This is a genomic window from Vagococcus jeotgali (genome assembly GCF_035918315.1).
GTDB classification, from domain to species: Bacteria; Bacillota; Bacilli; order Lactobacillales; family Vagococcaceae; genus Vagococcus; species Vagococcus jeotgali.
On sequence record NZ_CP142146.1, the window covers coordinates 567,190 to 589,871 of the forward strand.

Genomic DNA, 22,682 nt, shown 5'->3' on the forward strand with positions numbered 1-22,682 from the left:
AAAATAGTTGACAGTTGTCATATTTGATGTTGATGATACTCTTTATCAACAAATTGAGCCATTCAGACTGGCTATAGAAGATGTTTTTTTGACAGAATATAAGCAGATGAATGTCGAAATAAGTGAACTATATTTATCTTTCAGACAGTTTAGTGATGAGGTTTTTATGAAAACTGTTAATGGGCAGATGACTTTAGCAGATATGAGGGTTTACCGAATTAAAGAGACTTTTTTTAAGCACGGAAGAAAGGTAACTGATTTAGCTTGCCAATTATTCCAAGAGAGATATTATCACTATCAGGGGTGTATTGAGCTTAGTTCTAGTATGAGAGAAGTGCTGGATTATTTAAGAAAAAAAGATATTCCAATAGGGATATTAACAAATGGTCCGACTACTCATCAAAAAAGAAAACTTGAGCAATTAGGCTTACATCAATGGGTAGTGTCTACTAAAATGTTAATTTCTGAGAGCATTGGTGTTAGTAAACCAGAAGTGACAGCTTTTAGAAAAGTTCAAGAGCAATTTGATGGAGAAAATAATTTTATCTATGTTGGGGACTCTTATCATCATGATGTTTTAGGTGCTTTATCAGCTGGTTGGCAAGTTATTTGGTTAAATAAATATAATAGAGTATTATTAAATGAAGAGAGTAAACCTGATGTAGAATTGCATGAAGACACACAGGTGTTAAAAATAATAAAAAAACTTATAGAGAAATAGGACGTGAGAAGATGAAAGTACATAATGCAGAAATAGTGATTAGTGCAGTAAGACCTGAGCAATACCCAGAAGGTGGCTTACCAGAGATAGCATTAGCAGGTAGATCAAATGTTGGTAAATCATCATTTATTAACACTTTAATCGATAGAAAAGGCTTAGCTAGAACCTCTGGAAAACCGGGGAAAACTCAAACACTAAATTTTTATTTGATTGAAGAAGATTTACATTTTGTAGATGTACCTGGTTATGGTTATGCCAAAGTGTCAAAGACTGAGCGTGAAAAATGGGGTAAGATGATTGAAACCTATATCACACAACGTGAGGAATTAAAAGCTGTTGTTTCTTTGATTGATATGCGTCATGAACCATCAAAAGAAGACGTTCAAATGTATGAATTCTTAAAGTACTATGATATTCCAGTGATTGTAGTAGCGACAAAATGTGATAAAATTCCTCGAGGTAAGTGGAACAAACATGAATCCATGATTAAAAAAGCATTGAATTTTGACCCTAGTGATGATTTTATAGTGTTTTCTTCTGTGACAAAAGAAGGAAAAGATAAAGCGTGGGACGCGATTGAATCATTTTTATAAAATAAAAAAGCTGCCATTATTGGTCAGCTTTTTCTTTTACCTTTGAATCTTTATTTACTTCAGGAATATCAATTATTAATTCTTGAGTATCCTCTTTTGTTTTTTTATCTTTTTCTTTGTCAGGGTCGATGGCAAAGGTATCAAATAATTTTTCAAAACTATCAGTTCGTCGGTAAGTTTGTCCCATGAAAAACACCTCTCTCTTTAGCTCATCATAACATGTTGTGATGAATTTATCACGAATTTACTGTGACATAATGATCTGGTTTATGCCGGTAATCTTCAAATTTTGTCTCTGTCTTTAAAATCCAATCACTAATTGTTTTTCCAATAATTGGCCCTGTTGTCAGCCCTGATGAACCTAATCCACTAGCTACATATAGATTAGGTAAATTAGTAATTTCTCCAAAAAAAGGAGAGTAGTCGGAAGTATAGGCTCTTGTTCCAATCCGTTCCCGGTTTATTATTTCCTGACTAAAAGTACTAATTGTTTCTGAAGCGACTTGTTTTAGATGTAATAATTCTGACAAGTCTGGTGTTAGATCATAACCTAAGTCATCTTCATGGGTAGCACCAATCACGATTTTACCATGTTCAAAAGGAATAATGTCAGATTCACCAACAGGCATTATAACAGGCCAGTTACTTGTATTAAGATTTGTTTGAAGTTCAATTAACTGTCCCTTTTGAGGTCTAACATCGACTTTAAATCCTAGTGGTGTTAGTAAGTTTGGTAACCACGCCCCAGTTGCTAAAATAAGATAATCAAAGACTTCTTGATGAGAATCATAAGCAACGATCCAATTCTTACTCATATTATCATAAGCAATAGATTGAATAAATTCATGTTTATATTGCTGATTTTCTTTGATAATACTACGAATACTCTCAACTAGTTTTGCCCCATCAACCCTAGCCCCACCAGATACAAATAGAGCATGGTTTGTATCACTAATATTAGGAATTAACTGATTAATTTCTTGTTGATTTAGTAAGGAAATATCCCCAATTTCAGGAGCTTCTTCTTTTCTAGTTTGAGCAAGTTTCTCTAATTTTTGTAAAAGTTTATCCGTTTTTTTATAAAGCAAAGTTCCTTGTTGCTGATAAATCTCTTTAGTATCAATATATTTAGATAAATCATTTATGAAAGTATGATAAAAACTAGCTCCTTCTTTTGCTAAAAAGTACCACTCTTTATTTCTTCTTTGTGATAACCAAGGAGAGATAATACCAGCAGCAGCAGAAGTTGCTTGACCAACTCCTTCATCAAATAAGGTGATTTTAATATCATCTTGTTGTGACAAATAAAAAGCAGCTGTTGAACCAACAATACCGCCTCCAATAATACCAATAGATGTTGTCATAAGTTTACTCCTTTGTAATCGTCCCGTGATAAGGCTCAACATGAATATCAATATCAAAAATATCATGGGTCTGTTTCAAATACTCTTCCAACTCATCCACTATATCATGACTTTCTTGAACTGTTAAGTTGGGATCCATCCCTACTGTAATATCTAAAAAAACATTAGTTCCTAAATTTCTAGCTCGAATATTAATGACTTCATAAATACCATTAAAGCTTAAAATATCTGTTTTATATGTAGCTAGTAATTTTTCATCAAAACCATCAGATAAGGTGAATGTACTATCTTTAAAAATTTCAAAGGCAGTTTTAATAATAATACCACCAATAACAATGGCAGTTAGGGTATCTAGCCAGTTTAAGCTAAATGAGGCGGCAAAGACAGCAATTGTTGTGCCGATACTTGTTAGCATATCACTGTAATTGTCTTTAGCCACAGCAAATAATGCTTGGGAGTTAGATTGAATAGCAATTTTTTTATTAATGAGATAAACAATGTATATGATGATTGCAGAGATTAAACCAACAGCTGCAGCCATATGATTTGGCTCTTCCATATTACCGTGTAAAAAAGATTTAACTCCGTCAATAACTACTTGAACCCCAACAGCGAACATAATAAGGGAAGTTAAAAGAGAGGCGACATTTTCTGCTTTCCAGTGTCCGTATCTGTGGTCTTTATCAGCAGGTTTTCTGGATACCTTTAATCCGATTAATACAGTAACCGAGGCGATGGTATCGGTAAAGTTATTTAATCCATCAGCAGAAATGGCTTGTGAGTGGGTATAGTAACCTGCAATTAGTTTAAAAGCTGATAAAAAGATATAGGCAATAATACTAATAATTGCTCCTTTTTCAGCTTGTTTGATTTCTTCGATACGTTTTGTCAAAAGACTCACTCCTTAATAGTATGACTAGTAGTATAACAGAGTGAGTTATGTTTAGAAAAGATGTAAAAAAAAGTTAAGGGTTGCAAAAAAAATAAATAAAAAGCCCCAAAAATGGGACTTAGGTAGCAGGATTAATAATAACCCCATTAATATTGTGAACAGTTGATAAGTTGATACTCTGGTCGAAATTTGGGCCAGTTCCTGTTGTTGAAAAATTTAGATATAAATCTGAACCTTGATAAACAAGCTCAAAGAAATCAATATGTTGATGAACAATACGTTCTGTATTATTATAAATAACAATGATTTTTCCATCTGAAATATAATGCTCAGAAGTCAGGATTTGATTTTTAAAATCACCAATTGATTGTGTTTTTTTCATGTTTTCCCCTCCTTTTGTATAGTTTACCATAGAATAAAATATTAAAAAACAATTTAGGATATTAAAATTTTAACGGGGTGAAAGACGACTAATTCTTCGGCAGTATATCTAGATAAAAAAAGCAGTGCAGGATAAGTGATATGTCCGACACTGTGTTTTTATAGTACTTTTCTTAAAAAATCTTGTGTCCTCTCATTTTTAGGATTTGAGAATATCTCATCTGGAGTTCCTTCTTCTTGTATAACGCCTTTGTCCATAAAAATGACACGATCAGCTACTTCACGAGCAAATCCCATTTCGTGTGTCACAACTACCATGGTCATACCTTCTTTAGCCAAATTATTCATCACACTAAGAACTTCACCAACCATCTCTGGATCAAGAGCACTAGTGGGTTCATCAAATAAAATGACATCAGGATGCATAGCAAGAGATCTGGCTATTGCAACACGTTGTTGTTGTCCTCCTGATAGGCTAGAAGGGTATTGATAAGCTTTATCTTTTAATCCTACTCTATCAAGTAATTGGAGCGCTTCAACTTCAGCGACTTCTTTTTGTTCTTTTTTAACCTTTACGGGGCTAATTGTTAAATTATCTAAAATAGTTTTATGAGGGAAGAGATTGAAGCTTTGAAAAACCATTCCCATTTTTTGTCTTAGAGCATTAATATCTGCTTTAGGATCTAATAGATTTTGCCCCTCGAATTTGATTGACCCACTACTAGGTTGTTCTAATAAATTCATACAACGTAAAAAGGTACTTTTACCACTACCAGAAGGTCCGATGATAACGACAACCTCCCCTTGATTAATAGTTAAATCAATGCCTTTTAAAACGCTTGTTTCCCCGTAGGATTTTTTTAAATCAGTAATCTTAATCACTTGTTCCCATTCTCCTCTCAGCAACCCCTAATAACCTAGATAATGTAAAGGTTAAAATAAAATAAATAAACGATACAATCACAATTGGTAGGAAAGGTTTAAAACTTGCCCCTCTTACAACACCAGCTTGAAACATTAGTTCTGATACTCCGATGACTGATACAACAGATGATTCTTTAATGACTGTAACAAACTCATTACCTAAAGCTGGTAAAATATTCTTAATCGCTTGTGGCATAATAATATAGCGCATAGCTTGTAGTTTATTCATCCCTAAAGATCTAGCAGCTTCTGTTTGTCCTTTGTTAACAGCATTTAGACCAGCACGAATAATCTCAGCTACATAAGCACCACTATTTAAGATTAAAGCCAAACATCCAGCAGCAAGAGCACTCATATCAATTCCAAGAACATTAAATCCAAAGAATACCATAAAGATTTGGACAAGTAGTGGTGTTCCTTTAATGTATTCAATATAAATAATAGCAATCCATTTTAATAGTTTATTAGTCGATAATTTCATTAAAGCTAGCAAGGTACCTAATAAGCTACCAAATAAAACACCAACAAAGGCTAGAAAAATAGTATAGCCTGTTCCAGTTAAATAGTAGGAAGCATACTTACTAAAGAAGGACTCATCTTGAAACATATGGATATAAGCTTTTTCTTTATACTCTTCCATCAAGTTATCTGCAACAACTTCATCAATTGAATGATTAATTTTATCTAAGAAGACAGGTGCTCCTTTTTGAATAGCAACAGCATTTTGTTTTTGAGTATCTTCAAGTTCTAGTCCTTCTGCAAACATTAATGTATCATCTTGACTTAAATAAGCCTCACCAACAGGACTCTCAATAACAGCTCCGTCAATTTTATTTTGTTGTAGTTGGAGCATAATATCAGGTAAACGTTGTAGGGAAACGGTTTTAGCTTTTAATTGGTCATTAGCTAATTCTTCTTGTGTGGATTGAACTTGAGCGCCAACTTTGACGCCTTTAAAAGCTTCTGAATTATTATAAATATCTTTATCAGATTTTCTAATAATAATTTTTTGTTCCACATCCATATATGGCTTTGAAAAAGCAACCTCTTTAAGCCTTTCAGGAGTGGGAGACATACCAGAGATGATAATATCAATCTTACCAGTTTGTAGAGCACCAATTAAAGCATCAAAGCCGTACTCTTCAATTTTTAATTTAACTCCCATATCATCAGCAATTTTTTGTGCTAATTCAATATCAGTTCCAACAATAGTATCTTTACCGTCTACAGTAGCATGGAATTCATAAGGTGCATAATCAGCTGATAGGCCAACTGTTAAGACGCCTTTATCCTCAATTCTCTTCATAACTGGATCAGCCTCGGCTGCATGAGCGGTGAAAGGTAACACGAATAGTAATAAACTTAAAAAGAATGTTTTTATAGGTAATTTTGTCATAAAAGTAAGTCCTCTCTGTTAATCGTAAAGACAGTATATAAGTTATGCAGTGAATATTCAATACTATTTGTATAATTGAATAAAAAAAGCGAATATTCATTATTTTATGCAAAAAATATGTAAAATAAATATGATTTTAATTATTTTTATTTTAAAAATGAGGAATATTTAATCTTTTTTTAAGATTAGTATAGATGTTAAGGAGATAAGCAGGGAGTTTAGTTGACGTCATCTTATATTTATGATAATTTAATTAAAAAATGATTATAAATAATAAAAGTAATATGCAAAGAAGGAACTAATTATGTCTAAATTATTAGAGCGCTTTATTCAATATGTAAAACTCAACACCAGATCAGATGCCTCTAGTCAGTCTATTCCTACAACAAAAGGGCAAATTGAATTTGCTCATATACTTAGAGAAGAGCTCCTTGATATGCGTTTAACAGATATACACTATAATGAAAAAAATGGTTTTCTAACGGCACGTCTACCAAGAAATACAAGTGAGGTTTATGCAACAGTTGGATTTATTGCTCATCTAGATACAGCTGATTTTAATGCTGAAAATATCACACCTAAAATCATTTATGACTATGACGGGCGTGATGTGTTGTTAAATAGTGAAGAAAATATTGTGATGAAAACGAGTGAGTTTCCTAATCTAAAAGATTATATTGGTCAAACACTCATCACAACAGATGGGACGACATTATTAGGTGCCGATGATAAGGCAGGAATTGTTGAGATACTAGAAGCTGTTGATTATTTTATAGAACACCCTGATGTGGCCCACGGTGATATTTGGATTGCCTTTGGACCTGATGAGGAGATTGGTGTAGGTGCTGATTATTTTGATGTCAGTTATTTCCCAGTGGATTATGCTTATACGATTGATAGTGGTCGTATTGGTCATTTTGAATATGAGACGTTTAATGCTGCTCAAGCTAATATTATGATTGAAGGTACAAGTATTCACCCAGGGACAGCTTATGGCATGATGGTGAATGCTTTAAGTTTAGCTAATCAAATTAATAACGCACTACCAACTCAGGAAGTCCCAGAGATGACAAAAGGTTATGAGGGATTTTATTTACTACATGATTTAGTTGGGACTATTAATCAAGTAAAGATGACGTATATTATTAGAGACCATGATAAGAAAACGTTTGAAGAAAGAAAAGCTAATCTTGAAATGATTGTAAACAGATTGAATCAAACTCTAGACCGTAAAAGAATTCAAATAGAGATGAAAGATCAGTATTACAATATGAGAGATGTGATTGAGCAAGATATGCGTTCGGTAGATGTCGCTTTACAAGCTATGGAAAACCTTAATATTAAACCTATCGTCACTCCGTTTAGAGGGGGGACTGATGGATCTAAAATTTCCTTTATGGGTATACCAACCCCAAATTTATTTACTGGTGGAGAAAATTTTCACGGTCAATATGAATTTATAACATTAGAATCTATGGAAGTTGCGACTAAAACGATTGTTGAGATTATTAAATGTAGTCAAGAAACCTCACTTACAAGAAAGTGAAACATTCGCTAAAAATTTAAAACTATTATAGACTAAAGATTAATATAAGTTGGAGGGGCTATGATGAAGAAAATAGTTGTATGAGAACCATTATCTGAGGAATTATCAGAAGAATTGTCTCATTTAGCGAGTGATTATGAAATCACTTACTTACCAGTTAAGAAAGAAAATATTCAAGATGTGGAAATTATTTACGGGTGGAGTAAAGAGTTACCTAAATTAGAAGAGATGACATCTTTAAAGTGGATCCAATCATTTTCAGCAGGTGTGAACTATTTTGATTTGGAAACATTAAAAGATATGGGAGTTATCCTAACAAGTGCTAGTGGTATTCATGGTCATCAAATGACTGAGAGTATTCTGGGTATGTTATTTAGCCACACTAGAAAAATAAAAGAATCTATTTTAAACCAAGAAAAGCACAAATGGGGTGTTGCGGGTTTAGGAACAGATTTGTTAGGAAAATCTGTTTTGATTTTTGGAACAGGAAATATAGGCACTCAGCTAGCTAAAGTATTAGATGCACTGGGAGCTGATGTTTACGGGGTTAATCGAAGTGGTTTAGAAGTTGATTATTTTAAAGGCATCTACACTTATAAAGAGATCAATCATATTTTGCCTAAGGCTGATATCGTGGTGAACTTACTTCCAGAAACACCAGAGACGATTAATTATTTCGATAATGAGTTATTTGATTCAATGAAAACAGGTGTCATGTTTATTAATGCTGGCCGGGGTAGCGCTGTTAAAACAGAGACCATCATTAAGCAGTGCCAAGATGAAAAATTATCTTTTGCTGGACTAGATGTTTTTGAAGAAGAACCATTACCAAGTGACAGTCCACTTTGGGATTTGGAACAAGTTCTTATTACCCCTCATATTTCAGGACCAACTGATCAGTATAACAACCGCTTATTTGAGGTTTTTAAACAAAATATAGAATCTTATCTAAACGGAGAGGATATGATAAATGCGGTGAATTTAGATTTAGGATATTAAAAAGAACAAGTAGCCAATCTTCATAAAGATTAGCTACTTGTTCTTTTTGTTTCTATTAAAGTTGTCTTAACTTAAATGAATTTCACACAAACAACTTCAGGAGCATAAATGTCTTTTTGTTTTAAAATTAATTTACCAGTATCTGCTTGTCGTTTAAAAAGTGTTAAGTTATCACTATTTTGATTAGCAACGACAACAAACTCTTCATCCTCTGACAAGTTAAAGTCTCTAGGGAAATCACCTTCTACACTAACCCACTCAACAGTCTCTAAATGTTTACCATCATCAGAAATGCGGTAAACAACTACCGAGTTATGTCCTCTGTTGGATGCATACAAATATTTGCCATCTTTAGTAATACGAATAGCTGCCCCACCGTTAAATTCATTAAAACCTTCTGGTAGAGTCGAAACAGTTTCTATTTCAGTAAATTCCCCTGTTTCTCCGTTATAACTTAAAACAACAATATCACTAGATAACTCACCAAATAAATAAGCAATTGACTTTTTCGGGTGGAATACTAAATGTCTTGGTCCAGTCCCTGGTTTGGCATGGAATTTAGCTGCTTCAGTTAATTTTCCGTCACGGCTAATATTATATGTATAAACTGTATCACTTCCTAGATCACAAGTAACTAAACGGTCATCTGGTGTTAAATCAGCATAGTGAGCATGTGGACCATCTTGGTTGGCGTGAGGGCCATCACCAGTGTGTTGAACTTTATCAGCTAATGTAAGAGATCCGTCTTCTTCAATTTTATATGATGTGACAATACCTTGATGGTAATTAGCTCCATAAACTAATTGACGAACACCATCAACAGCGACGTAACACGGAGGAGCTCCCTTAAGCATAACACGGTTGATTAACGAGTAGTTTCCCTCGCCATCTAATTGATAGGCTGCAATACCTCCGTTTTCACCATCTTTAGCTACAGTGTATAAAAAGTCATTATTTTGAGCCGTATCTAAATAAGTCGGATTATCTTCTTGAATGATATTTTTTAAATCAATTAACATACCATTTTCTTCATCTAATTGAATTTGGTAAACACCTTTACTATCTTTTCTTGTATATGAGCCTAAAATAATTGGTTGCATATAAGTCACCCTTTCCATTATTATCAGTTTTAAGTATATCATAGTTCGATTCGTAGAAAAAAAAATAATGATTGATGATGACATTTGGAACAAAAAGCAAGACAAAATATAGATTGTGTTATACTGTATGAGTAATAAATTAAAGAATGCGGGGAACATATTATGGTTAAATCAGTTGTAACAGAAATTGGAAAAAATGCATTAGGAACAGATGATATTATTATTCTTTTTAATGAAGAGGCAACAGAGTCATTAAAAAATTTCTCAGTGATTCAACAAGTTGATTCAAAATCATTTAACTTATCAGAAGGCAGTCAAATCTCATTTGATGAGCAGATATATAATATTGTAAAAGTGGGTACTTTAGCCAATAAGCACTTAGAAGAATTGGGGCATGTGACTTTAGTGTTTAAAAATCCTAAAGAAACAGATGAATTAGTTAATGCACTCTTCTTAGAACCATACACTTTACCAGACATCAAAGAAGGTACTGTGATTACTTACAAGTAGGAGAGGATTTTGTGAAGGATATTCAGGAGAAAAACAAGAGGAATTTCTTTTATCGGTGGTTTTTGAATAATAAAATAGTGACAAGCTTATTAATTGTGTTGCTTATTTTATTAATTGTTTTAGTATTTACTAAAGTTTCTCATATTTTCAAGCCTATTGGAGAATTTTTAGGTATAGTAGGAGTTCCTATATTAATTGCAGGACTACTTTATTATTTGTTAAATCCAATAGTTAATTTTATGGAGAAAAAAGGGATTAAACGGGTACTTGGTATTTCCATTTTATTTGTAGTTGTTATTGGATTATTTACTTGGGGTATTGTGATTGTAGTTCCTAAAATAGACTCACAAATAAAAAGCTTTGTTACAGAGTGGCCTAGCTACTGGAAAACTATTGAGAGTAAGATCAATGAATTTCTATCAACTCCCTTGCTACATAAATTTAGTGAGCCAATAGAGAAATACTTAAATGATTTATTTTCTTCTATTAGTACACTTACAAAATCGTTATCTAAAACGACCTTTAAAGGTTTGGGTAGTTTTGTAGGTGTTGTGGCTAATGCTGTGATGACGGTGATAATTGTACCTTTTGTTTTATTTTATCTACTAAAAGATGGCAAAAAACTGGTACCCTATACTATGAAGGCAGTTCCAACTAAAATGCGCCAACCGACCTTAAATGTCTTATCAGATATTAATAAACAATTATCATCATATGTCAGGGGAAAAGTGACTGTAGCTATTGCTGTTGGGATTATGTTTACTATCGGGTTTAGTATTATTAGATTAGAATATGCTGTTACGCTAGGTATTTTAGCTGGTGTTTTGAATTTAATTCCATATATTGGTTCTGCTTTAGCTATGATTCCAGCTGTCATTCTTGCAATGGTAAGTGGTCCTAAGATGTTAATAGCAGTCATTATCGTGTTTATTATTGAACAAACGATTGAGGGACGGGTCGTATCTCCCCTTGTATTAGGAAGTCAATTAGATATTCATCCACTAACTATTATTTTTGTATTATTAACAGCTGGAAAGTTATTTGGCGTACTTGGTGTGATACTAGGTGTACCAGGATATGCAGCTATTAAAGTTGTAGTATTACATGTTTTCGAGTGGTATAAAGATGTTTCTGGTTTGTATGATGAACCAGAAGAAACATCAACGTAAAAAGATCAGGCAATGGATTTACTAAGTCCGTTGTCTGATCTTTTATCTTTTATAATTATTTATTATGAATTAAAAGGTTTGAGCTTTTTGTCTAGCTATCTCATGAATGTCCGCTAAAATTTGCTCAGATTGTTCTGGGTGATGGTCGATACCTTGAATATAAATAGAATCAATGTCATTTACACCAACAAAGTTAAAAATATTATTGATAAACTGTGAAGACGTATCATGCCCATCATAGACACCACCACTTGATTGAATATGCACAACTTTTTTATTCTTTGTTAAACCAACAGGACCTGCTGCTGTGTATTTGAAAGTCTTACCTGACACAGTGATAGTATCAATCCATGCCTTTAGTTTTGTCGGGATGTTTAAATTCCACAGAGGGTTTGCGACAATAATTTTATCAGAGTTTAAAAACTGTTCAGTAAGCTCTGTAAAGCGAGTTATTTTAGCTTGTTGTTCAGGTGTCATTTCCTCACCCTTTTGAGCAGCTGCCCATCCATATAACATATCTTTATCTATTTCTGGAACGTTATCTTCATATAAATCTAAAACTGTTATTGTATCGGCTGGGTTAGTGGTTTCATAAGTAGTTAAAAACGTATCTAACACAGCTAATGTACGAGATTCTTCTTTACTTAAAGGATGAGACTTCACAACTAATAAATTTGACATAATAAACATACCTCATTTAGATTATTCATAACTTATAAATAATAAGCAATTAGTATTAATATAACGGATTTATATTGAAAAAGCAAAGAGAATTATAAAAATAGTAAATAGGAATTAAAAAAAAGACATAAGTGGATGATTTTTCTAAGTATTTACAGTATACTATCATGGGATAAACATAGAGGAGAGTAGTATATGGCTCAATTATTTTTTAAATATGGTGCAATGAACAGTGGGAAAACTATCGAGATTTTAAAAGTTGCTCATAATTATGAAGAACAAAACAAACCAGTTGTGTTAATGACTAGTGGTATTGATACACGAGATGAGGTTGGTTTTATTTCTAGTCGGATTGGCTTAAGGCGAGAAGCGACACCTATCTTTTCAGAAACAGATGTTTATGAAACAGTTAAATCTCTGTCATTCAAACCTTATTGTGTCTTGATTGATGAGTCACAATTTTTAGAGAAACAACATGTGATTCAATTTGCGAAGATTGTCGATGAGTTAGATATTCCTGTTATGGCCTTTGGTTTAAAGAATGATTTTAAAAATGAATTATTTGAGGGATCAAAATATCTACTACTTTACGCAGATAAAATTGAGGAATTAAAAACAATTTGTTGGTTCTGTCATAAAAAAGCAATTATGAATTTAAGAATGGATAATAATAAACCAGTTTACACTGGTGAGCAGATACAAATAGGTGGCAATGAAGCTTATTACCCAGTTTGTCGTAAGCATTATGTTAGCCCGTTGATTATGGAAATATAAAGGAGAGAAGTAAATGTTCGAACAATTACAAGCAGTAGAAGATCGTTATGAAGAGCTTGCTGAGCTGTTAAGTGATCCAGAGGTTGTCAATGATACAAAACGCTTCATGGAGTTGTCAAAAGAAGAAGCCAATACTCGTGAAACAGTGGAGGTTTACCGTCGTTACAAAGAAGTAAAATCAGGAATTACTGATGCTGAGGAATTACTTAATGAAAAACTAGATGATGATATGCAAGAATTAGCTAAAGAAGAATTATCAGAGTTAAAAACAGAACGTGATGAATTAGAAGATCGCATGAAGATTTTATTATTACCAAAAGACCCTAATGATGATAAAAATATTATCATGGAAATACGCGGTGCTGCAGGTGGGGATGAGGCAGCTCTTTTTGCAGGTGATTTATTTGAAATGTATCAGTCATATGCACAGGCTCAAGGTTGGAAGTTTGAAGTCATGGATGCTAACATCACAGATATTGGCGGGTATAAAGAAGTAACAATTATGATCACAGGTGATAGTGTGTACTCAAAACTTAAATATGAAAGTGGTGCTCACCGTGTCCAACGTATTCCTTCAACTGAATCACAAGGCCGTGTTCATACATCAACTGCCACAGTAGTTGTGTTACCAGAAGCCGAAGAGGTAGAGCTTGATTTAGCAGATAAAGATATTCGAGTTGATATTTATCATGCTAGTGGTGCTGGTGGTCAGCATGTTAATAAGACTGCCTCAGCTGTTCGTTTAACTCATGAGCCAACAGGTGTTGTAGTGGCTATGCAAGATGAGCGTTCTCAGTTGAAAAACAGAGAAAAAGCGATGAAAATTTTGCGTGCTAGAGTATATGACCAGTTGCAACAAGCAAGTCAAAGTGAATATGATGCTACTCGTAAATCTGCTGTTGGTAGTGGGGATCGTTCTGAGCGTATTAGAACATATAACTTCCCACAAAACAGAGTGACAGATCATCGTATTGGTTTGACCATTCAAAAATTAGATCAGATTTTAGCTGGTAAAGTTGATGAGATTATTGATGCTCTAGTTATCTACGACCAAACTGCTCAATTGGATAAGTTAAATGGATAAATTAGTCACATATTTTGAAGTCCTGAAATGGGCTTCTTCTTTTTTAGAAAATAATGGAAAAGAATCATATATAGCCGAGTATTTAATTTTAGAATACCATGAATGGTGTAAAACAGATTTACTGTTAAATTTGAAAGCAGAAATGCCTGTAAGTGAGAAACATAGGCTAAAAAAAGATTTAGAAAAAGTAGTCACAAATTATCCACCTCAATATTTAATTGGCTCTTGTGAGTTTTACGGGGAGCGTTTTTTAGTGAGTGAAGCAACCTTAATTCCTAGACCTGAAACAGAAGAGTTGGTAGATTTATGTTTGAGGGAAAATACTAACAAACCACAAATAGTGGTAGATATTGGAACAGGTAGTGGGGTGATTGCTTTATCATTAAAAAAACACCGTCAAAATTGGCAAGTAAGAGCAGTTGATTTATCATTAGATGCTCTAGAAATAGCTAAGAAAAATGCGGTAAAATTAGAAGAAGAAATCCATTTCTTTTACGGCAGTACACTAGAACCAATAGATGAAGAACAAATTGATATTATTATATCAAATCCTCCTTACATCAGTGATAAGGAGTGGGACGTAATGGATGAGTCAGTTAGAAATTTTGAACCTAAACTAGCTTTGTTTGCTGATAATGATGGATTAGCGATTTATGAAAAAATAGCCAAAGAAGCTGTTTTTAAGCTTAGTAAAACTGGCAAAATATATTTAGAAATAGGATATAAGCAAGGGGATGCTATCCAGCAAATGTACCAACATTACTTTCCAAATAAAAAGGTTAGACTAGTAAAAGATATTGCAGGTCAAGATAGAATAATCATTGTCTCTTAAAGGAGGGAATAGAGATGGTTGAAACAAGGGTGTATCAAAAAAGTGATTTGAATCTAGCAGCAAAAGTGTTACAACAAGGTGGTATTATAGCTTTTCCAACAGAAACAGTTTATGGATTAGGTGCTGATGCGACTAATGATTTGGCTGTTAGAAATGTCTATCAGGCTAAAGGCAGACCTAGTGATAATCCTCTAATTGTCCATATTAGTGATGAGAATATGCTGGAGCTTTTTGTCGAAGATATTCCTCTTAAGGCCAAACAATTAATGGATCAATTTTGGCCTGGTCCATTAACTATTATTTTAAAAACAAAAGAAAACAACGCGTTATCTAAATATGTAACAGCAGGTCTTTCAACGACAGCTTTTCGTCTACCTGATAACCTTGTCACAAGAAACTTAATCAAAAAGAGTGGCTTGGCTTTAGTAGGTCCTAGTGCAAATACATCTGGTAAACCAAGTCCAACGTCAGCTAATCATGTATTAGATGATTTAAATGGAAAAATTGAAGGCGTGATAGATGGGGGTGAGTGTCAAGTAGGTATTGAATCAACAGTGATTGATTTAAGCGATGATTTGATTCCTACCATTTTAAGACCAGGTGCTATTACAAGAGAACAAATTCAAGTAGTGATTGGTCCAGTTGAGATAGATGCTCATGTATCAAATGAGACTGAAGTACCAAAATCTCCTGGGATGAAATATAAACACTATTCACCAAATACAGAAGTTGTCATGATAGAAGGTGAGATAGAAGTTTGGTATCAAGCGCTAGACTATTATCAAAAGAAACATAAACAAGTTGGTATATTAGCCAGTCAGTTGATTTTAAATCAACTAAGCTCATATCCAGATATAATTCAAGTAGAATTATCACAAGAAAAAAGTATTAAAGAAGCGATGCAACACTTGTTTAGTGGTTTAAGAGCATTAGATAAGGTTCTGCCAGAAGAGTCAGGAATTATTTTAGTAGAAGCGTATGAAGATGTCTCTGAAAACCTAGGATATATGAACAGATTAAAAAAAGCTGCTAATCAGAATAAGTTTATTGTGTAAAAAAGGAAAAATCAGTATAATACAAATCAATAAGAAGATTGGGAGTGTGAGGGATATGGATTTTAAAAAAGATGATGTTGTATTATGGGAAGCTATTGCCAATGAAAAGAAAAGACAACAAGATACCATTGAATTAATTGCTTCAGAAAACTTTGTATCAGAAGCTGTCATGGCAGCACAAGGTAGTGTATTAACAAATAAATATGCTGAAGGTTACCCTGGCAAAAGATATTATGGTGGGTGTGAGTTTGTTGATGTGGTAGAGAATTTAGCTATTGATCGTGCGAAAGATTTATTTCAAGCAGATTTTGCTAATGTTCAAGCACACTCTGGATCTCAAGCCAACACAGCTGCTTATTTATCACTTTTAGAACCAGGTGACACTATTTTAGGTATGGATTTAACAGCAGGAGGTCATTTAACTCACGGTTCTCCAGTAAACTTTAGTGGAAAAACATATGATTTTGTATCTTATGGTGTGGATCCTGTGACTGAAGTGATTGATTATGATGTGGTAGAAATTCTAGCTCGTAAACATGAACCAAAATTAATTGTAGTGGGAGCTAGTGCTTATTCTCGTGAAATTGATTTTAAACGTTTTAAAGAAATTGCTGATAGTGTTGGTGCAAAAGTAATGGTAGATATGGCTCATATCGCTGGACTTGTTGCAACAGGTGAACATCCAAACCCAATGCCTTATGCTGATGTTGTGACGTCAACTACTCATAAAACACTAAGAGGTCCTCGTGGTGGTCTTATTTTAACTAACTCACCTGAATTAGCTAAAAAAATCAATAGTGCTATTTTTCCAGGAATTCAAGGGGGACCACTAGAACATGTGATTGCAGCAAAAGCTGTGGCATTTAGAGAAGCATTGTTACCAGAATTTAAAGAATATAGTAAGCAAATTGTACTCAATGCTAAAGCGATGGCACGTGTCATTAATCAATCAGAAGGGGTTCGTTTAATTAGTGGTGATACTGATAATCATTTATTATTAATTGATGTGACAGGTCTTGGTATGACAGGTAAAGAAGCAGAAGCCATTTTAGAGTCTGTTAATATTACAGTAAATAAAAATACGATTCCTTTTGAAAGTCGCTCACCGTTTGAAACAAGTGGTATTAGAATTGGAACACCTGCCATTACGACACGTGGTTTTAAAGAAGATGATGCTGCACAAGTAGCTGAATTAATCGTTGAAGCTCTATCTAATGCTAGTGATGAAAAAGTTTTAGAGCGTATTAACCAAGATGTGGCAACAATATTAAAGAAACACACGTTATATAGCTAAAATTTTAGGTGATTGACTAGTCAATCACCTTTTTTTTAGATACAATAGATAAGATAAAAAATTTAAAAGGGGAATTGCGATATGGGAAAATTTCAAGTAATTGATCATCCACTAATTCAACATAAACTGACAATCATTAGAGAGAAAGATTGTGGAACAAAAGTTTTTCGTGAGGTTGTTGATGAAATTGCTATGTTAATGGCTTATGAGGTTTCAAGAGATATGCCTCTTGAAGATATTGAAATTGAAACTCCAATGGGAAAAACAACTCAAAAAACATTAACAGGTAAAAAAGTAGCTATTGTACCTATTCTTCGTGCAGGTATTGGTATGGTAGATGGGATGTTAGAACTTATTCCAGCAGCTAAAGTAGGTCATGTTGGCTTATATCGTGATGAAGAGACATTTGAGCCGGTTGAATATTTTGTTAAGTTACCAGCTGATATTGCAGAAAGACAATTATTTGTTGTTGATCCAATGTTAGCAACAGGTGGATCAGCTATTATGGCAATTGACTTACTTAAAAAACGTGGAGCAACTAACATTAAGTTTGTCTGTTTGGTTGCAGCACCTGAAGGGATTACTGCTCTACAAGAAGCTCATCCAGATGTAGACATTTACACAGCTGGTTTAGATGAAAAATTAAATGAACAAGGATATATTGTACCAGGACTTGGTGATGCTGGTGATCGTTTATTTGGAACTAAATAATTAGTGATAACAAGTCAAAAGAAGAGACTGACCTTTAATAGATCAGTCTCTTTGCTTTTTGTACTCAAAGTTTGGTGTTGCTAAAGACTTTTGATATACTAAAGAAAAGGTGGGGGAATGATGTTAGAACTAAGAGAGTATATAGAGGCTAAGTCAACAACGATTTCTAACTTATTATTAACCTATTATAAGAAAATAGGTTTAGATGAACTAGAAGTTATGATGTATATTCAGTTAGCTAGATTTGATCAACAAGGTAATTATTTCCCAGAAATAGTTCAGATCGCTAAAGTGATGTCGATTTCTGAGGAGAGGTGTTTTCAGTTAATCCAGTCACTACTTGAGAAACAAATTATAAACATTGTCACATTAAATAATGATATGAACAAAACAGAAGATAAATATGATCTAACACCAGTTTATGACAAAATTAGTCATGTTATGGAGCAGGAGAAGGAAATTGAATTAGAGGTTGCTAAAAAAGATGATAAAACTAGTTTATTTTATCGTTTTGAAGAAGAATTTGGCCGTCCCTTATCACCTATTGAGCTAGAAACCATTCAGGCTTGGCTAGATGAAGATGATTATTCAGTTGAGTTAATTACTCTAGCTTTAAGAGAAGCCATTTTAAATCAAGCATATAGCTTGAAATATATTGACCGGATACTTTTATCGTGGGAAAAGAAAAATTTAAAAACGTCTAGAGATATTCAACTTGATCAGAAAAAACGTTTAAATCAAATAGATGAGAAATCAGAACAAACATCAACAGAGGAAGTTTTACCTAAAATTCCGATGTTTGACTGGTTAAATTCAAATGAAAGCTAGGTGAGAAAATGTTATCTAAGAAAAAAACAGTTGAAGCTATTGATTTAATGAAAGAGTATTATCCAAATGCTGAAGGAGAGTTAAATCATGGAAGTGACTTTCAATATTTGATTGCTGTTATGCTTAGTGCTCAAGCTACTGACGTCTCAGTGAATAAAGCGACACCTTTTTTATTTGAAGCTTACCCAACTGTTGAAAAAATGGCTAAAGCACCTATTGAAGATGTTATGAGTAGAATTAAGACAATAGGCCTTTATAAAGTAAAAGCTAAAAATATTATTAATACATCTAATATTTTAATCGAAAAATTTAATGGTGAAGTACCTAGAACAAAAAAAGAATTGGTTAGCCTACCTGGAGTTGGGCAAAAAACAGCAAACGTTGTAGCTGGTGATTTATTTAATGTTCCATCTATTGCAGTTGATACTCATGTGGAACGTGTCAGTAAGCGTCTTAGAATTTGTAAGCAATCAGCAACTGTTGATGAAGTAGAAGAAGCCTTGATGAAAAAAATACCGGCTGATAGATGGATTGATACACATCACACTATGATATTGTTTGGCAGATATCACTGTACAGCTCGTAAGCCTAAATGTGAGGATTGTTTATTGCTTGAACTTTGTGCTGGTGGTCAAAAAATATTAAGAGATAAAGAAAAATTAAAAGCGAAAAAATAGAGAATGACGTCACGTCATTCTCTATTTTTATAAGTTTTTAAAAAGAGATTATTCAGTTTTTGGAGGTTCACCACCACCTGGATCAACAGGGACTTCAGGTTCTACCGGTTTTTCCGGCTCCACAGGTTTTTCCGGTTCTACGGGTTTTTCAGGTTCCACTGGTTTTTCACTAGACGGAGGTGGTGAATTACTTGGTTTTTCTTCTGAACTACTTGGTGTATTGGCTGGTTCTTCCTTACTTTCAGAAGGTGCATTCCAATTATTATTATTGTTATAGTTGTTATTATTATAGTAGTTGTTATCTTGCTGCTCTGAATAATTATTGTAATTATTGTAATTATTAGTATTACTTGATGATTTTTTACTTCTTAAGTAAACTTCATTACCAATTCTGATGACCTCTTTAGGTTGTTTCCAATCTGTTGGTTCAATATTTTGATATAGGTAGGTCATAAAATTCCGATAGATATCCATTGCAAGTTGCTGATCAGATACTGGTATGGCTTGGAAATAATCTTTGTAGCCAGTCCAAACAGCTAGTGAATATTTAGGTGTATAACCAACAAAAGTAATATCTGGACTACCTTCACCCTTGACTTTATCAAGTGCATCATCTTCATAATTACTTGTTCCAGTTTTTCCTGCTTGTTCTAAATCGTCAATTTGTGCAGGGACACCTGTTCCTCTATCGATAACATCTTTTAACATATCAGTGACGATATAGGCAGTAGATTCTTTCATAGCACGCTCACCCTTAGCATCAAAGGTTTCTTCAGTGCCATCATCATAAACAACCTTATTAATGTACATTGGTTTATAATAAACACCACCATTTGCAAATGCTGCGTAAGATGAAGCTAGTTGTTCTGTTGAGGCTTCCATTCCAATGGCCGTTCCTTCATAGATAGTATTATTAAATCCAAGTTTTTTAATCATTTCTTGTGATTTATCAGTTCCAACCTCATTTAAAGCTTTTAAGGCAGGTACATTTCTTGAGTCAACTAATGATTCCCTCATAGTTAAAGATCCTCGGTATGACCGATCATAGTTGTAAACATTTGTTCCGTCTGCATAAGAGTAAGGTTCATCAACAAAAACTTCGCCAGATCCAATTTCTAGCTCTTCAATAGCAGGAGCATAAGCAACAAGGGGTTTGGCTGTTGAGCCAATATTTCGTTTAGCTTCAACCGCATAGTTTGTCCCACGAAGTATATACTCATCAGATTGTCTATTACCAATTTGTGTTATGACAGCACCGTTTTTAACATCAACTAAAGTCACAGCAGCTTGTAAATCCTGATCTGGGAAATTGATTGATGACTCTTCATTATTAACTAGATTATATAAATATGTTTGTGCATCGATATCTATATTTGTATAAATATCCAATCCATCAGTATAAACATTTTTGCCAGTCTCTTCTTCGACTTGCTTGATAACTTCCATAATATAACTATCTGTTACAATTTGCATCATAGAATCGTCTTTAAGAGGTTGCAATCCGTCACTGACTTTTGTTTTTTTAGCCTCATCATATTGAGCTTGAGTGATGTGTTTATCTTTTAACATCTCTTGTAAAACAGTGTTTCGCCTTTTAGTTGCAAGTTCTTCGTTATTATAAGGGTCATAATCATTAGGAGCTTGAGGTATCCCAGCTAGTAACGCATATTGGGCAACAGTCAAGTCATCAATGTTTTTACCAAAATAAGTTTCAGAAGCTGTCTTCATACCATAAACACCATTTGCCATATAAACACGGTTAATGTAATAGGTTAAAATTTCATCTTTTGATTTTTGTTGTTCTAATTTTAGTGATAACCAAGCTTCTTGTGCTTTACGTCTTAAGGTCTGGTCTTTTTTTTGTGTCGAGTAGAAAGATAATTTGATTAGCTGTTGTGTTAAGGTACTACCACCTTGTTTGTGCTCTCCCTTAACGTTTGCCACAGCAGCACCTGTGATTCGAATAGGATCAATTCCCATATGTTTTTCAAAACGCTTGTCTTCAATTGATGTAACAGCATCTTTTAACATAGGAGGAATTTGGTTAGGCTCGATGGTTTCTCTTTTTTTATCTCCTAATTCTAAGAAAACTTTATCATTCATATCATATAGTTTTCCAGATTTAGTGTCTTCTAATTTTTTGTAATCTAACTCTGGTGCATCTTTGACATAATAAAAAAATAAACCAGTCCCCCCGATTAAGGGGATTGCAATAAGAGATAGTAAAACAATGAAAAAGATAAGAATTCCCTCACCCTTCTTTTTCTTCTTTCTAGTTGCACTATGTTTGCCTTCAGGCTCTTGTTTCATCATGAGAATCTCCTTTTAAAATATATTGATCAATAATCGATAAGTAAGCAATAACAGGATAAGCACTAATAGATATTTCATATCCAGTGCTTTCAATCATGTCAAGTGGCATTGATTTTTTACCATGTATGTGTGTGTTTTCAACAAAGTCAATCATAACATCACTAGGTAAATAAAAGCAGCGTTTCAAAGTTGAAAACCAAATTAAAATAAAAACAATTCCTCCTTGTCTTAGACATTGTTTCATGTGTTTAATTTGGTGATCATGCATATTATTTATTGGAAATGACGTTTTATTCTTTGTCTCTTTGGCTTCAAAATCTAAATAATAACCTTTATAAATACCATTATAATCCGTTGTTGAAGCTTCCTTAAAATAGGCTTCTGTAATGACAGCAGCACTTCTTTTAGGGTAATTAACTTGAACAATTTGGACAGGTGTAGGTTTTTTATGAATGACAGCAATTCCTTTTTCTAAGTAGTAATCATTACTTTGGTTAATGTAGCTCTCAAAGTTCATACCACGGTTGGAGAAAGTTTTTGGCTTTGAAGATTTGGGATTACTAGGCCTTTTATTTTTCATGCCATTAGGATAATTAATAGTCAAATGATCACACTCCTTTGCGTATTATAACAAAATTATGATATCAATGAAAAGAAAACAAGTAAATTTTAAGTTTCTTAATTCTTTTTCTATCTGTTCTAAGCTTATAGTCATAAAATAAATCTAAATTAAGAGGGAATATTATAGGTGTATTGTCAGGCAGAAAACAAAATTTTGAAAAAAAAGCATAATTTTGTATAAAATAGTTGTTTTCTACTATGAAACTGATTATAGTAG

General features: G+C 33.4%; 24 protein-coding genes. 14 read left to right on the forward strand and 10 right to left on the reverse strand.

What is annotated here, in order from left to right; genetic code table 11:
- Positions 1-7: 7 nt before the first annotated feature.
- Both VSF34_RS02910 and yihA read left to right on the forward strand, forming a co-directional pair.
- Positions 8-721 carry an HAD family hydrolase gene (locus tag VSF34_RS02910; protein ID WP_326717593.1) on the forward strand — a complete coding sequence of 238 codons (714 nt, stop codon included), beginning with the start codon at positions 8-10 and terminating at the stop codon, positions 719-721.
- Between the two features lie 11 nt (positions 722-732).
- Entirely contained in the window at positions 733-1,314 is a 582-nt protein-coding gene (yihA, locus tag VSF34_RS02915) for a ribosome biogenesis GTP-binding protein YihA/YsxC (RefSeq protein WP_326717594.1), read from the forward strand.
- 16 nt (positions 1,315-1,330) lie between these two features.
- Here the strand turns inward: yihA and VSF34_RS02920 are convergent, their stop codons facing one another.
- The 6 genes from VSF34_RS02920 to VSF34_RS02945 all read right to left on the reverse strand — a co-directional run bounded on the left by VSF34_RS02920 (position 1,331) and on the right by VSF34_RS02945 (position 6,271).
- Entirely contained in the window at positions 1,331-1,501 is a 171-nt protein-coding gene (locus tag VSF34_RS02920; RefSeq protein WP_326717595.1) for an SPJ_0845 family protein, read from the reverse strand.
- Positions 1,502-1,550: 49 nt separating this feature from the next.
- A complete protein-coding gene (locus VSF34_RS02925) occupies positions 1,551-2,678 on the reverse strand; it encodes an NAD(P)/FAD-dependent oxidoreductase (RefSeq protein ID WP_326717596.1) in 1,128 nt (375 codons plus the stop codon).
- Positions 2,679-2,682: 4 nt separating this feature from the next.
- Positions 2,683-3,570, reverse strand: coding sequence for a cation diffusion facilitator family transporter (locus VSF34_RS02930; RefSeq protein WP_326717597.1), 888 nt, complete (start codon positions 3,568-3,570; stop codon positions 2,683-2,685).
- 118 nt (positions 3,571-3,688) lie between these two features.
- Positions 3,689-3,952 (reverse strand): hypothetical protein, encoded by a 264-nt coding sequence (locus tag VSF34_RS02935; protein ID WP_326717598.1) that lies wholly within the window; start codon positions 3,950-3,952, stop codon positions 3,689-3,691.
- A 158-nt stretch (positions 3,953-4,110) separates the two neighbouring features.
- Entirely contained in the window at positions 4,111-4,833 is a 723-nt protein-coding gene (locus VSF34_RS02940) for an amino acid ABC transporter ATP-binding protein (RefSeq protein WP_326717599.1), read from the reverse strand.
- On the reverse strand, positions 4,826-6,271 hold the full coding sequence (locus VSF34_RS02945) for an ABC transporter substrate-binding protein/permease (RefSeq protein WP_326717600.1): 1,446 nt from the start codon (positions 6,269-6,271) through the stop codon (positions 4,826-4,828). The genes VSF34_RS02940 and VSF34_RS02945 overlap by 8 nt, the downstream gene beginning before the upstream one ends.
- Before the next feature lie 304 nt (positions 6,272-6,575).
- Between VSF34_RS02945 and pepT the strand changes: the two genes are divergently transcribed.
- Positions 6,576-7,817, forward strand: coding sequence for a peptidase T (gene pepT, locus VSF34_RS02950; protein WP_326717601.1), 1,242 nt, complete (start codon positions 6,576-6,578; stop codon positions 7,815-7,817).
- 114 nt (positions 7,818-7,931) lie between these two features.
- Positions 7,932-8,816, forward strand: a complete 885-nt coding sequence (locus tag VSF34_RS02955; RefSeq protein ID WP_326717602.1) for a D-2-hydroxyacid dehydrogenase — start codon at positions 7,932-7,934, stop codon at positions 8,814-8,816.
- A 71-nt stretch (positions 8,817-8,887) separates the two neighbouring features.
- Here the strand turns inward: VSF34_RS02955 and VSF34_RS02960 are convergent, their stop codons facing one another.
- On the reverse strand, positions 8,888-9,916 hold the full coding sequence (locus VSF34_RS02960) for a lactonase family protein (RefSeq protein WP_441351073.1): 1,029 nt from the start codon (positions 9,914-9,916) through the stop codon (positions 8,888-8,890).
- 162 nt (positions 9,917-10,078) lie between these two features.
- Between VSF34_RS02960 and VSF34_RS02965 the strand changes: the two genes are divergently transcribed.
- Together VSF34_RS02965 and VSF34_RS02970 are read left to right on the forward strand one after the other, a co-directional pair.
- A complete protein-coding gene (locus VSF34_RS02965; RefSeq protein WP_326717604.1) occupies positions 10,079-10,426 on the forward strand; it encodes a PTS glucitol/sorbitol transporter subunit IIA in 348 nt (115 codons plus the stop codon).
- A gap of 11 nt (positions 10,427-10,437) precedes the next feature.
- Positions 10,438-11,595: an AI-2E family transporter gene (locus VSF34_RS02970; RefSeq protein ID WP_326717605.1), complete on the forward strand. Its 1,158-nt coding sequence runs from the start codon at positions 10,438-10,440 to the stop codon at positions 11,593-11,595.
- Between the two features lie 69 nt (positions 11,596-11,664).
- Here the strand turns inward: VSF34_RS02970 and VSF34_RS02975 are convergent, their stop codons facing one another.
- Positions 11,665-12,276, reverse strand: coding sequence for an FMN-dependent NADH-azoreductase (locus VSF34_RS02975; RefSeq protein WP_326717606.1), 612 nt, complete (start codon positions 12,274-12,276; stop codon positions 11,665-11,667).
- A 195-nt stretch (positions 12,277-12,471) separates the two neighbouring features.
- On the opposite strand from VSF34_RS02975, the gene VSF34_RS02980 reads away from it, so the two are divergent.
- From VSF34_RS02980 to nth, 8 genes are all read left to right on the forward strand, one after another.
- A complete protein-coding gene (locus VSF34_RS02980) occupies positions 12,472-13,050 on the forward strand; it encodes a thymidine kinase (RefSeq protein WP_326717607.1) in 579 nt (192 codons plus the stop codon).
- A 13-nt stretch (positions 13,051-13,063) separates the two neighbouring features.
- Positions 13,064-14,134, forward strand: a complete 1,071-nt coding sequence (prfA, locus tag VSF34_RS02985) for a peptide chain release factor 1 (RefSeq protein ID WP_326717608.1) — start codon at positions 13,064-13,066, stop codon at positions 14,132-14,134.
- Positions 14,127-14,966, forward strand: a complete 840-nt coding sequence (prmC, locus tag VSF34_RS02990; RefSeq protein WP_326717609.1) for a peptide chain release factor N(5)-glutamine methyltransferase — start codon at positions 14,127-14,129, stop codon at positions 14,964-14,966. Before prfA ends, prmC begins: the two co-directional genes overlap by 8 nt.
- A 14-nt stretch (positions 14,967-14,980) precedes the next feature.
- Complete coding sequence (locus VSF34_RS02995) at positions 14,981-16,021, forward strand: L-threonylcarbamoyladenylate synthase (protein WP_326717610.1); 1,041 nt, start codon at positions 14,981-14,983, stop codon at positions 16,019-16,021.
- A gap of 55 nt (positions 16,022-16,076) precedes the next feature.
- Complete coding sequence (gene glyA, locus VSF34_RS03000) at positions 16,077-17,315, forward strand: serine hydroxymethyltransferase (RefSeq protein WP_326717611.1); 1,239 nt, start codon at positions 16,077-16,079, stop codon at positions 17,313-17,315.
- 81 nt (positions 17,316-17,396) lie between these two features.
- Positions 17,397-18,026, forward strand: a complete 630-nt coding sequence (upp, locus tag VSF34_RS03005; protein WP_326717612.1) for a uracil phosphoribosyltransferase — start codon at positions 17,397-17,399, stop codon at positions 18,024-18,026.
- Between the two features lie 120 nt (positions 18,027-18,146).
- Complete coding sequence (locus VSF34_RS03010) at positions 18,147-18,854, forward strand: DnaD domain-containing protein (RefSeq protein ID WP_326717613.1); 708 nt, start codon at positions 18,147-18,149, stop codon at positions 18,852-18,854.
- A gap of 8 nt (positions 18,855-18,862) precedes the next feature.
- The gene (gene nth, locus VSF34_RS03015; protein ID WP_326717614.1) at positions 18,863-19,531 is read left to right on the forward strand and encodes an endonuclease III; all 669 of its coding nucleotides are present in this window, start codon (positions 18,863-18,865) and stop codon (positions 19,529-19,531) included.
- 48 nt (positions 19,532-19,579) lie between these two features.
- Here the strand turns inward: nth and VSF34_RS03020 are convergent, their stop codons facing one another.
- Complete coding sequence (locus VSF34_RS03020; RefSeq protein ID WP_326717615.1) at positions 19,580-21,844, reverse strand: PBP1A family penicillin-binding protein; 2,265 nt, start codon at positions 21,842-21,844, stop codon at positions 19,580-19,582.
- Complete coding sequence (gene recU, locus VSF34_RS03025; protein ID WP_370659268.1) at positions 21,825-22,448, reverse strand: Holliday junction resolvase RecU; 624 nt, start codon at positions 22,446-22,448, stop codon at positions 21,825-21,827. The genes VSF34_RS03020 and recU overlap by 20 nt, the downstream gene beginning before the upstream one ends.
- Positions 22,449-22,682: the final 234 nt, after the last annotated feature.